The organism is Streptomyces sp. NPDC005423 (genome assembly GCF_040606415.1).
Classification (GTDB): Bacteria; Actinomycetota; Actinomycetes; order Streptomycetales; family Streptomycetaceae; genus Streptomyces.
Window position 1 is genome coordinate 79,217 of record NZ_JBEXET010000031.1, and the last position, 11,975, is coordinate 91,191.

The 11,975-nt window shown below is 70.4% G+C and carries 7 protein-coding genes; all 7 read left to right on the forward strand.

Translation table 11 applies throughout. The features are described from left to right. Positions 1 to 656: 656 nt before the first annotated feature. The 7 genes from ABZT12_RS27525 to ABZT12_RS27555 all read left to right on the forward strand — a co-directional run bounded on the left by ABZT12_RS27525 (position 657) and on the right by ABZT12_RS27555 (position 11,874). A complete protein-coding gene (locus ABZT12_RS27525) occupies positions 657 to 2,144 on the forward strand; it encodes a tyrosinase family protein (protein ID WP_356389456.1) in 1,488 nt (495 codons plus the stop codon). A gap of 194 nt (positions 2,145 to 2,338) precedes the next feature. Then, complete coding sequence (locus tag ABZT12_RS27530) at positions 2,339 to 4,042, forward strand: DUF4192 family protein (RefSeq protein ID WP_356389458.1); 1,704 nt, start codon at positions 2,339 to 2,341, stop codon at positions 4,040 to 4,042. Between the two features lie 965 nt (positions 4,043 to 5,007). Continuing rightward, a complete protein-coding gene (locus ABZT12_RS27535; RefSeq protein ID WP_356389460.1) occupies positions 5,008 to 5,766 on the forward strand; it encodes an NUDIX hydrolase in 759 nt (252 codons plus the stop codon). An 88-nt stretch (positions 5,767 to 5,854) separates the two neighbouring features. Continuing rightward, the gene (locus ABZT12_RS27540; protein WP_356389462.1) at positions 5,855 to 7,825 is read left to right on the forward strand and encodes an ATP-binding cassette domain-containing protein; all 1,971 of its coding nucleotides are present in this window, start codon (positions 5,855 to 5,857) and stop codon (positions 7,823 to 7,825) included. Between the two features lie 162 nt (positions 7,826 to 7,987). Further along, positions 7,988 to 8,875: an FCD domain-containing protein gene (locus tag ABZT12_RS27545; RefSeq protein WP_356389464.1), complete on the forward strand. Its 888-nt coding sequence runs from the start codon at positions 7,988 to 7,990 to the stop codon at positions 8,873 to 8,875. Between the two features lie 447 nt (positions 8,876 to 9,322). Further along, on the forward strand, positions 9,323 to 10,855 hold the full coding sequence (locus tag ABZT12_RS27550; protein ID WP_356389466.1) for an RNA polymerase sigma factor: 1,533 nt from the start codon (positions 9,323 to 9,325) through the stop codon (positions 10,853 to 10,855). 134 nt (positions 10,856 to 10,989) lie between these two features. Next, positions 10,990 to 11,874, forward strand: coding sequence for a serine protease (locus ABZT12_RS27555; protein WP_356389468.1), 885 nt, complete (start codon positions 10,990 to 10,992; stop codon positions 11,872 to 11,874). The last annotated feature ends 101 nt before the right edge of the window (positions 11,875 to 11,975 follow it).

Sequence of the window (11,975 nt, forward strand, 5' to 3'; positions counted from 1 at the left end):
CGCTTTCGACACCCGGTCGGCGCTGTCCCGCTCGCGGATTCGGCTCGATGGCAGCACCCTGAATGGGCATCCTCCATGCGCGTCACCCTGCCAAGGATGGACGGAGTGAACGTCGTAGATCTGACCGGGACGTACACGTACAGGAGACTTCTCGACCGGCCGGATGCTGTGGATGACTTCAACAAGCATCGATTCGCGCAGCTGAAGCCGAGACCCGTAGCCGAACCGGACGATGCGGTCAGCCCAAGGAAACGACTGACTAATTTCGGGCTCGTCTCCCATTGGAGTGCATGATGACCGGAAGGGCCGACCGAACAGTCTTATCGCAGACTTCCACACGAATATGACGACATCGTCCTACGCCATTGGGAGACCGGGATTGGTCACCGAACGCCTCGGGGGGACGGTGCTGCGCGCGGAGGACTACGTGAGTGGTCCCAGTCCGGTCAGGGCAGGTCAGACGGCCAGCTTCTGGGCGGTGAAGGGTGACGTTTGACTCGGCGAACCGCGCTGCGGATTTCGCTCAGGCATCGTAAATTCGGCTAACACCCCCGCACGTACCCCACTCAGTCATTCACTCACTCAATTACTCGCGGAATCTGGCGACTTCAACGATCGGTCGACCGTAACGCCTCTTGGGACCCAGCGGAGGAAGTATGAACAGCCCGGTCGTTGACCAAGTCATCGCAGCGCCGACTTATCTGGCCGATGTTCGCTTCTTCTTTCGACCTGAAGACGTGGAACACATGGCGGCCAAGGGAATCGAGCTCGGTACCTACGACGGGGTGAGAAACAACGCGCTGTCAATTCACGCCCAGACCGCTCCGCCCAACGCGAATATGCCCCCGGACGCGGAGGGAAAGTGGACTGCCGAACGCTCACGGACGTTCCGGAACTGGATCGTCACCGGATTCCCCCTCGGTACGGCGACAGCAGTCGAGCCGGCGCCGAACGGGCAGCCCCCGACCCGGCTGCGCAAGGACGTCACGACGCTGAGCGATACCGAGTTCGACCTGCTGACGGCAGCTTTCACCGGCCTCATGGCCCGTTCCCCGGAGGCTCCCGACGGCTACTTCGCCCTGGCCGGGCACCACTGGCTCCCGAAGCGTTGGTGCCTGCACCGCGAAGACCGCTTCAACCCCTGGCACCGCCAGTACCTGCTCGAGTTCGAGGACGCGCTGCGCTCCGTCCCGGGCTGTGAGGAGGTGACCCTTCCCTACTGGGACATCACGACCGACCTGCCGGACCGGCTGCAGCATCCGCCGTTCGACAAGTACGTCCTGCCGGCAGATCCCGGCGCCACCGCGACGCCGCACCCTGTGACCGGATTCTTCCCGTACACGACCCAACGCTTCCCGGTCTCCGAGATCGCGCAGAACGTGACGGACTTCGTCCTGGCTGACCTGGCCACGTCGTTGACCCAGTCTCTGTGGGGCGAGTACAACGTCAACGGTTACCAGGACTTCTCGATCCAGGCCCATGACGGCGGCCACGGATCGATCGGACCGACGATGGGCAACCAGACCGTCGCGTCCTACGACCCGGTGTTCTGGTTCTTCCACTGCAACCTCGACCGCCTCTGGCTGAGCTGGCAGACGCGGGTCGGCGCGACCACACTGACCGGATTCCGGACCACCCTGGGGCAGAACACCGACTGGCTCACGGCGCCGTTCAACGCGCTGACACCCTTCAGCGCGACCGCCGACCAGACGATCGAATCGGAAGTCTCGTACGACCGACTGGAACTCATCAGCCCCGGGGAAGGCGTTTTGGAGAATCTGACCGGAAGCATCGACGCCGACCGCACCTTCGCGTTCCGGAGCACCGACCCCGTCTCCGTGCGGGTGAAGGGGATCGACCGGCTGAACATCCCGGGGTCGTTCGTCGTGAGTCTGCTCGCCGACGGTGAGCCGCTCGCGAAGCGCTTCTTTTTTCAACCGGACGATCCGCGGAGCTGTACGAACTGCGTGGAGCACGGCATCGTCAACATCGACTTCCGGATGACACAGGACCAGCTGCTGGACCGGACGCTTTCCGTCCGTATCGACGTGCCAGGGCACTCCGATGCGATCGGTACGGCCTTCCCCCTCGCGCGGGCAGGCAATCCCACCATCAACGCCCGGCTGCTGGTGCAGGACGCCTAGACATCTGGCCACCGCCCGCGTAGACGGGATTCCCTTGTATGCGCGCCGCGGCGGATCATCCGGCGGGCTCACGTAGCCCAACCACGTCGTGATCATGGGGGTGGCGGGGGCGGTCGTCGGGGCTCTGGCATGACCCTGATCGCACTTATCCACAGCCTCAAACAGGATTCGCAATTTCGCGAGATCGTCAATGCATGACGAATCACAGCGAAAAGACTGGTTCCGCCGAAAACGGTGACATCACCGGGCGGGACGGGCACAGGGCGCGGCACACCGCTCACGGGCTCGGCGGCCGGCCCGGCCGTGACGGACTGGCCGGACGCGAGACGCGTGACGGCGAGACGCGTGACGGTGAGGCGCGTGACGGATGCGCCACGTACGGCGGGGCCGCGGCGGGGCAGCCCGATCCCGCAGCCCTCACTTCCCGCGACGGGCACCGGGGCGAGCATCAGGTCACCCTGCGGACCCCGGCCGAACTGGCCGACGCGCTGCCCTATCTGCTCGGCTACCGCCCGGAGGACAGCATCGTGCTGGTCGCCCTCGACGACCGGGCCGGACGCGGCAGGTTCGGCGGCCGGGCCCGGCTCGGCATTCCCGCGAGCCCTGACGACTGGGCCTCCGTCGCCCGGCAGTTGGCCCACGGTCTGGTGACGGGCAGCGAACGGAGGGGCGCCAAGCCGGGACAGATGATCGCCTACGTCTGCCAGGAACCCGCGCCGGGGGAGACGGGCCGGCAGGTCAAGGACCGGCTGAGCCCGCTCGTGCAGCTCCTGCGCACCGAGTGCGGTCGCCTCGACGTGCCCGTCGTCGAGGCGCTGTGCATCACCGACGGCCGCTTCTGGTCGTACTGCTGCCCCGGTGGGGGATGCTGTCCGGCCGACGGAGCGCCCATGGGTCTGCCCGGCACCTCCGTGCTGGCCGCCGCGGCGGCCTACGCCGGTCTCCAAGTGCGGGGCACGCTGCGCGAGTTGCGGGCCCGGCTGCTTCCCTGGGAGACCGCTGCCGTGCTGGAGCAGGAGGCCGCCCTCGACACCGCGGGCCTGACGGTGGTCCCCCGGATTCTCGACGGCACCGGCCGAGCGGACGTGGCGCGCGAAACCCTTGAGCTCGCCGAACGCGTCCTGCGCCGGTTCGCCGAGGCGCCGCCCCTGCCCGGCACGCTCCAGGCGGACCTGCGTGACGACGAACTCCTCAGCCACGAAGAAGCCGCCAACCTGATCCTGGGTCTCCAGGACCGTGCGACCCGCGACCGTGCGGCCGAGTGGATGGAGGGCGACGAAGGAGGTCCCGCGCTGCGTCTGTGGCGTGCCCTGGCCCGTCGCTGCGTAGGCCCGTACGGCGAGCACGCGGCGGCTCCCCTCACCCTCGCCGGATGGGTGGCCTGGTCGACCGGCGACGATCTGGAGGCCCGTGAGGCGCTGGCCATGGCGCTCGGCGCGGACCCCGACTACCTCTTCGCCCGCCTGCTCCACCAGGCGTGCAACGAAGGTCTCGACCCGGAGTCGATCCGGCGCTGCCTGCGGGCGGAACAGCGCGGCCGGTCCGGCGCGGAGGGCGAAGCGGCTGACGGCCCGCGGACCGTCGAGGCCGCCGTGCCGCGAAGCACGACCGACGACGGCATCGACACCGCTCCGGTATCCGCCTCCCGCCGGCGGCGCCGTACCCGTGCCGGCGACCGCGTCGAGAGCCGGCCGCGTCCATCCGGGGCGGACGGACGCCGACCAGGAACGGGCGCAGCGCGCCGCCCGCGTACGCCCACACGGGACACGGCACGCCCGGGCGCCTCCCCGACGGGCGGCACCCGCACGCGTACCTCGGCGAACGTCGGGGCACGGCGACGGGACAACTGCTCGCCGCAGCCGCGGCCGGCAAACGGCGACAGCGAGGGGGACGAATAAGCGGACTCAGGTAGAGCGGCGGTCTCGCGGGCTCGGGCTCCGATGACTGGAGGGGCTCGTAAAGGTGCAGGCGCGAGGCGCCATGAGACGGTGAGGCGGCTGCGGGCGGGGGGCCGAACCCGGGCCGCAGGCTCTCCCCATCCGATATTGGGCTCGGCGACTTGGAGGGGCGGGGCGGTGTGCTGTTCCCCGGGGCGGGGAACGCCGGGTCTCCTCCTCGCCCTTTGTGTCTCGTCTGGCGGACATGGCGCCGTACCCAACTCCTCACTCTGCGACAGAAGTTGGGCGTGGCTCCACCCCCTCTGTGCCTCGCGTGGTGACTACGGCGCCGCCACTCAACTCCGCGTCGCGACAATGAAGTTGGCCACGATCTCCGGCCCTCGACGGGATGCGGGCGCCCGTCTGCCGCCGGTGTGCACGGGCGTAGAGGCGAACTGGCTGTTGCCCGCGCTGCTGTCGCAGGTCCGCCGTCGGTGGTTGCCCGAGTGTGAGGCCAATGAGGTTCTGGCCGCCGCCGAGCGCTGTCTGCCGGCTGGTGGTCACGGCCGCGGCGGCCGGAGCGCTGCTGCTGACCACCGTCGTCGGCATCCGTCCGGACGCCCCCGGGACGGTGGTCATCCGCGCTCCGCGCCCCGCTCGGTGCGACGATGGGCGGGAGGGGGCGGGCCGAGCTGCTGGCGGCAGGCGCCCCGTTCCCCGTACGGGTCAGCCGCCTCGGTCTCGCCAAGGTCGAGGAGGCTTCTCCGTACGGGTCAGCCGCCCCGTTCTCGTTAAGGTCGAGGCGGCTGCCGAGGGGCCTCCAAGGGGACCGTGATCGCGCGTGCTCTCGCGTGATCTCGCAGGACGGAAACGCCGAACGACACCCGGACCGAAAGGCCGGCCACCCTGGTGGCCGGAAGTCGATCAGGCTCGATGCGGCCGACGAAGGGAGTGTTTATCGTCAGGCAGACGACTATGATCGCCGCATGTCTTACGACCCGTCAGCGTTTCCGCCCTTCGCCGTCACCGTGGACCTGGTCGTGCTGACCGTGCGCCGACACGCCCTGTGTGCGCTGGCGGTACGCAGGGGCGAGCCGCCGTTCCAGGGGCGCTGGGCACTGCCCGGCGGTTTCGTACGGGCCGACGAGGATCTCGCGCAGGCCGCCGCGCGCGAACTCGCCGAGGAGACCGGGCTGCGTGCCCACGACCCGGCCGTTCCCGTTCAGGACAACGGCGCTCACCTGGAGCAGCTCGCCACCTACGGCGATCCGAAGCGGGACCCCCGGATGCGCGTGGTCAGCGTCGCCCACCTCGCGCTCGCACCCGATCTGCCCGCCCCTCGCGCGGGCGGCGACGCCAGCAACGCACGCTGGGCACACGTCGAGGAACTGCTCCAGCAGACGGGGTACGGACGCGACGGCGAACCCGTGGCACCGCTCGCCTTCGACCACGCGCGGATCCTCTCCGACGGCGTGGAGCGGGCCCGCTCCAAAATCGAGTACTCGTCCCTGGCCACGGCGTTCTGCCCCACCGAGTTCACCGTCGGCGAGCTGCGCCGTGTCTACGAGGCGGTGTGGGGAGTGGCGCTCGATCCACGCAACTTCCACCGCAAGGTGACCGGCACGCCCGGCTTCCTCGTCCCCACCGGCGGCACGACGACCCGTCAGGGAGGCCGCCCCGCGCAGCTCTTCCGTGCCGGAGGTGCCACCCTGCTCAATCCGCCGATGCTGCGCCCCGAGGTGTGACGCCGACCATCGAGGTGCGGTGATTCCCCTTGCTGAGCCGGGTGTTCGATGCCCACAAAACAGGACATAGCGCGCTATCTTGCTGTGGGTGATCCAGGCCTTCGGACTGACCAGCAACCCCCGCAAGGAGCATGCGCTCGCGGTCGACGACGTCTCCTTCGAGGCGCACGCCGGCCGTGTCACCGCGCTCCTCGGAGCATCGGGCGCGGGTAAGACCACGGCGCTCCGACTCATGCTCGAACTCCAACAGGGGCGTGGGCTGACCTACTTCAGGGGCCGCCCCCTGCATCGCATCGCCCACCCCTCGCGTGAGGTCGGCGTACTCCTGGGCGACGTGCCGGGACATCCGGCCCGCTCGGTCCGCGGACACCTTCGTATGCTGTGCGCCGCCGCCGGGGTGCCGGCCCGGCGCGCCGACGAGGTGCTCGAAGTGGTCGGCCTCGTCAGCCTGCGCGACGAACGTCTCGGCAGACTCTCGCGCGGCATGGACCGCCGGCTCGGCCTGGCCTGCGCACTGCTGGCCGACCCGCACACGCTCGTGCTCGACGAACCCACCGTCGGCCTGTCCACCCGCGAAGGCCGGTGGTTGTGCGGCGTGCTGCGCGCCCACGCCGTACAGGGCGGAACGGTCCTGCTCACCACCGCCGATCCCAGACAGGCGGCGGGCACTGCCGACCGGGTCGTCACCCTGGAACGGGGCAGACTCGTCGCCGACCAGGAGGCAGGAGAGTTCGCCCGCACCCGGCTGCGCCCCCGCGTCGCCATCCGCAGCCCGCACGCCACCCGCCTGGCCGCCCTGCTCACCCAGGAGGCACGCACCGCCCGACGCTCCGTGGAAGTCGTACGCGAGGAGGGCAACCGCCTTTCGGTGTACGGCAGTTCCTGTGCCGAGGTGGGCGACACCGCGTTCCGCCACGGCATCCTCGTTCACCAACTCGCCGATGAGGTGGGCGACATGGGCCCCGGCGCCGGAACGAACGCGTGGACCGGTCCGGCCGCCCCAGTGGAGCCGCCCGCGCGGAGGGGCGCCGCGGCGCTCGCGGCCTCGCCCGTGGACGCACTGTCCGCCACCGCCACCGACAACGCCCCCGAGCATCGCTCGTCGTCCGCCGCGTCCGCACCCCCCGACGACCCGACGCACGGAATGCGCCCGGAGACCCCAGCCGCCTCCCACCTCCCCCCGCACGGAACCCTCCGAGCCGACTCCCCGGCCCGCGCCCCCCACCCCGCCCCGACGCTCACCCTCGACAGCCTCTCCCCCCTCCCGCCCCCGATCTCCGTCCGCTCGGCTCCGAGCCCCCTGCGCCCGCTCCGCTACGAACTCCGCCGCGCCGCCGGTGTCGGCACGGGGTTTCTCACGGGGGCCGCCGTACTCGCCGTGTCCGCGCTCACTGTCCTCCTGCTGGCCCGCCTCGGGCACACCCCGCAGTCACGGCTGCTGGCCGCCTGGCCGCGGGAACTTCCGCTGCCGCCCGCGGCCCTCGGGGCCGGACTGCTCGGCGCGCTCGCCTTCGGCGACGAGTTCCGCCACCCCGCCCTGGCGGTGGACCGCGGCACCGTGCCCCGACGGCTCGGGCTGCTCACCGCCAAGCTCCTCGTCTCCGCGGCCACCGCGCTGCTGCTGGCCTTCCTCACGGTGGGCTGCGACGCCGAAGTGCTCTATCTCTTCTACGGACGGGAGGTCGCGCGGGTTCCCGCCGACTGGCTGCCGCTCGGCGCCAGTTGGGCGGGGCTGCTGGTCGGGTGCGCATGGGCCGGAGTCCTCGCCGCCGGTGTCTTCCGGTCCACCACGGCCGGGCTCGCCGCGGTGGTCGCCGTACCGGTTCTCGTCGTACCCCTCGTACAGAAGGCGTTGGAAGGATCCGCGGTGCGGACCGCAGAGGGATTCCCGATGCGGGTGCGGCAGGTGTTCCTGCTCCAGTGGCCCTTCGGCGGGGAGCGCTACCTGGTCGCCGGGGCCCGGGTGATCGTCCAACCCGTGGGCGGCGCGCTGACGTTGTCCCTGACCGCGCTGGTCTGCGCGTACCTGCTCACGACGGTGCGCGGCAGGGTCCGGTGACGACGGTCCGCACCGTTCACGTCATGCTCTGCGCACAACTCCCCGGAGAAAGCCCATTTCTTTCCGATAAGGCGTCAATTGCGACGGTGTGAGCGATCACCCTTTCGTGTGCTTTTCACCAAAGACCTCAAGGGAGTTGGAGACGGCGCCGACAAAAGATGGGTGAGTACCCTTGCGCACACCATGATGACCGCCGCCCGCTCCGCAGACTCCGGTTTCGCCGGCCCGGGTGACCTCGACCGCTACCCCTACGCCGACGCGCCCGTCACCGAGCGCCTCGGAGCCCCTTCCTGGGACGGTGCCGACACCGAGCTGGGCCGTGTGGGCCGACGGTCCGGGGGCAACCGCGGCCGTGGCCTGCACGGCCAACTCGTCCAGCAACTCGGCCAGATGATCGTCTCGGGCGACCTCGGTGCCGACCGCCCGCTGGTGCCTGAGGAGATCGGCCAGCGTTTCGAGGTCTCCCGCACCGTCGTCCGCGAGTCGCTCCGCGTCCTTGAGGCCAAGGGGCTGGTCAGCGCCCGGCCGAACGTCGGCACGCGCGTGCGTCCCGTCAGTGACTGGAACCTCCTTGACCCCGACATCATCGAATGGCGTGCCTACGGCCCAGTGCGCGACGACCAGCGCCGCGAGCTGAGCGAGCTGCGCTGGACGATCGAGCCGCTCGCCGCCCGTCTCGCCGCCGGGCACGGACGGGACGACGTCCAGCAGCGGCTCTCCGACATGGTCGAGATCATGGGCCAATCCATGGCGCAGGGTGACGCCCTCACCTTTTCCCGGGCCGACGCCGAGTTCCACTCGCTGCTCATCCAGGTCTCCGGCAACCGCATGCTGGAGCACCTCTCCGGAATCGTCTCGGCGGCCCTCCAGGTCTCCGGCAACCCCGTCACCGGATGTGACCGGCCGAACGACGCGTCCCTGTCACACCACGCCCGGATCGTCGAGGCCCTCGCGGCCGCCGACGGCACGGCGGCCGAAGTGGCCATGCGTCAACTGCTCACCGTCCACCCCGAGGTCGAGCGGGTGGTGCCCGCCCCGCGCGAGCACTGACCCGCGCAGGGTGGACGGGCCGGTCGGATCGGGTCGCCCTCTCGGGGCGCCGCCTCGCCGCATGCCGTCTGCCGCCGGGCCCGGCCGGATCCTCAGGGACCCGTCCGGGCCCGGCGGTGCGACGAGACGCCGGTACCGTGCGGGCGGCGCGGCGCTCGTCGCCATCAAGAGTGAGTGCATCTGTCCGTTGCTGTACGTGTATGACATCTTTTGAATGCTTACGGGGTGTGACTCGGGCCACTTGGATTGGGCGTAACGCTTGCGGGAGCAGCGCGATGACCTAAGAGGTGGCAGCCGCGGAGGGAATATGGACGCCGTTCATGGCGCTGTGCATCCTCCCGGCCCCCGCCCGCGTCGTCGGCTCATCCCCAAGTCGGCGGTCGTCGGCCCCTGTCCGTCCAGGACGGGGCGCCGGAAGCCGTTTTCCATCGTTCCGAGAGGTTGTTCGTGTCGGCCAGCACATCCCGTACGCTCCCGCCGGAGATCGCCGAGTCCGTCTCTGTCATGGCGCTCATCGAGCGGGGAAAGGCTGAGGGGCAGATCGCCGGCGATGACGTGCGTCGGGCCTTCGAAGCTGACCAGATTCCGGCCACTCAGTGGAAGAACGTACTGCGCAGCCTCAACCAGATCCTCGAGGAAGAGGGTGTGACGCTGATGGTCAGTGCCGCGGAGCCCAAGCGCACCCGAAAGAGCGTCGCAGCGAAGAGCCCGGCCAAGCGCACCGCCACCAAGACGGTCGCGGCGAAGACGGTGACCGCCAAGCCGGCCGCCGCCACGTCGGCGGCGCCAGTCGCCGACGCCCCCGTCGAGGACGACGCCACCGCCAAGAAGGCCGCTGCCAAGAAGACGGCGACCGCGAAGAAAGCGGTCGCCAAGAAGACGGTCGCCAAAAAGGCGGTCGCCAAGAAGACCGCCGCCAAGAAGGACGACGTCGAGCTGGTCGACGACGAGGCGGCCGAGGAGACTCCCGGCAAGACCGGTGACGAGCCCGAGGGCACCGAGAGCGCCGGATTCGTACTCTCCGACGACGACGAGGACGACGCGCCCGCCCAGCAGGTCGCCGCCGCCGGTGCCACCGCCGACCCGGTCAAGGACTACCTGAAGCAGATCGGCAAGGTCCCCCTCCTCAACGCGGAGCAGGAGGTGGAGCTCGCCAAGCGCATCGAGGCGGGCCTGTTCGCCGAGGACAAGCTGGCCAACGCCGACAAGCTCGCCCCCAAGCTCAAGCGCGAGCTGGAGATCATCGCCGAGGACGGGCGCCGCGCCAAGAACCACCTCTTGGAGGCCAACCTCCGCCTGGTGGTCTCCCTGGCCAAGCGTTACACCGGCCGCGGCATGCTCTTCCTGGACCTCATCCAGGAGGGCAACCTCGGTCTGATCCGCGCGGTCGAGAAGTTCGACTACACCAAGGGCTACAAGTTCTCCACGTATGCCACCTGGTGGATCCGTCAGGCGATCACCCGCGCCATGGCCGACCAGGCCCGCACCATCCGTATCCCGGTGCACATGGTCGAGGTCATCAACAAGCTCGCGCGCGTGCAGCGTCAAATGCTCCAGGACCTGGGCCGCGAGCCCACCCCGGAGGAGCTGGCCAAGGAACTCGACATGACCCCCGAGAAGGTCATCGAGGTCCAGAAGTACGGCCGTGAGCCCATCTCCCTGCACACCCCGCTGGGTGAGGACGGTGACAGCGAGTTCGGCGACCTGATCGAGGACTCCGAGGCGGTCGTCCCGGCCGACGCGGTCAGCTTCACCCTCCTCCAGGAGCAGCTGCACTCCGTCCTGGACACCCTGTCCGAGCGCGAGGCGGGCGTCGTCTCGATGCGCTTCGGTCTCACCGACGGTCAGCCGAAGACGCTCGACGAGATCGGCAAGGTGTACGGGGTCACCCGTGAGCGGATCCGTCAGATCGAGTCGAAGACCATGTCCAAGCTGCGCCACCCGTCGCGTTCGCAGGTCCTGCGCGACTACCTCGACTAGGTCGTAGCCGTACGACGTCCAAGGCCCGGCCTCCCGTAGGGGGACCGGGCCTTCGCCGTGGTCGCGCGGGTGCGAGGCGGGTCCCGCTGGATCACTCTGGGTTTCTCCCGACCGTCCCAGAGCGAGGTGCGTGCATGCGTCGTCCTGCTGTCCGGGCGCTGACCCGGCCGTTCGTCCTGGTGGCCGCCGCGGCTGTCATACCCCTGGTGCCCGCGGCCCCGGCGGCCGCGGACAGCGTCGTCATCGGGGGATTTCCGGTGGATGTGTCGGCAAGCCCCTGGACGGTGGCCCTGTCCAGCCGTGACCGGTTCGGAGGTACCCGGGCGGGCCAGTTCTGCGGCGGGGTGGCCGTGGGCCGGACCACCGTGCTCACCGCGGCCCACTGCCTGGGTGACGAGGTCCTGGGGGCGCCGCCGAACAGGGCGCGCGACCTGAAGGTCATCACAGGCCGAACGGACCTGCTGTCCGACCGGGGCCAGGAGATCGCCGTACGGGAAGTCCGGGTCAATCAGGGATACGACGCGACCAGCAACGCCGGGGACTTCGCCGTACTCATCCTCGCCGACGCCCTGCCCCAGAGTTCGGTCATCCCGATGGCGGCGGTGGGCGACCGCGCGTACGCGCCCGGAACGGTCGGCACGGTCTCCGGCTGGGGTGATGTCACCGGCTCCGGGGAGTACGCGCGGACTCTGCGCGCGGCCGACGTGCGCGTGCTGCCCGACGCCCGCTGCGAGGAGGCGTATCCCGGCGGCTCGGACGGCACCTACCACCGCGAGTCCATGCTGTGCGCCGGCGCGAACGGGGGCGGCCAGGACGCCTGCCAGGGGGACAGCGGGGGGCCGCTGGTCGCCAGGGGGCGGCTGATCGGGCTGGTGTCGTGGGGGAGCGGCTGCGGGCGCGCCGAGAGTCCCGGCGTCTACACGCGGGCATCAGACGCCCTGCGCGCGCTCAGACGGGCGGCGGCAGTGTCGGCGCCCCGCAGGAGCGCCTGGCGGCCGTTGAGGGGCGGCACGGGGTAAACGAGAGCGGGCGGGGGGGGCCCCCGCGGGGGGGGGGGACCCCCCCCACCCCCCCGGGCGCGGGCGGGGCGGGGGGGGAGGCGGGGGGGGGGAGAGGGGGT

Bases quoted from the DNA above. Each gene is read 5' to 3' on its own strand.
- ABZT12_RS27525 (WP_356389456.1), top strand. From the start codon at position 657: ATGAACAGCCCGGTCGTTGACCAAGTCATCGCAGCGCCGACTTATCTG.
- ABZT12_RS27530 (WP_356389458.1), top strand. From the start codon at position 2,339: ATGACGAATCACAGCGAAAAGACTGGTTCCGCCGAAAACGGTGACATC.
- ABZT12_RS27535 (WP_356389460.1), top strand. From the start codon at position 5,008: ATGTCTTACGACCCGTCAGCGTTTCCGCCCTTCGCCGTCACCGTGGAC.
- ABZT12_RS27555 (WP_356389468.1), top strand. From the start codon at position 10,990: ATGCGTCGTCCTGCTGTCCGGGCGCTGACCCGGCCGTTCGTCCTGGTG.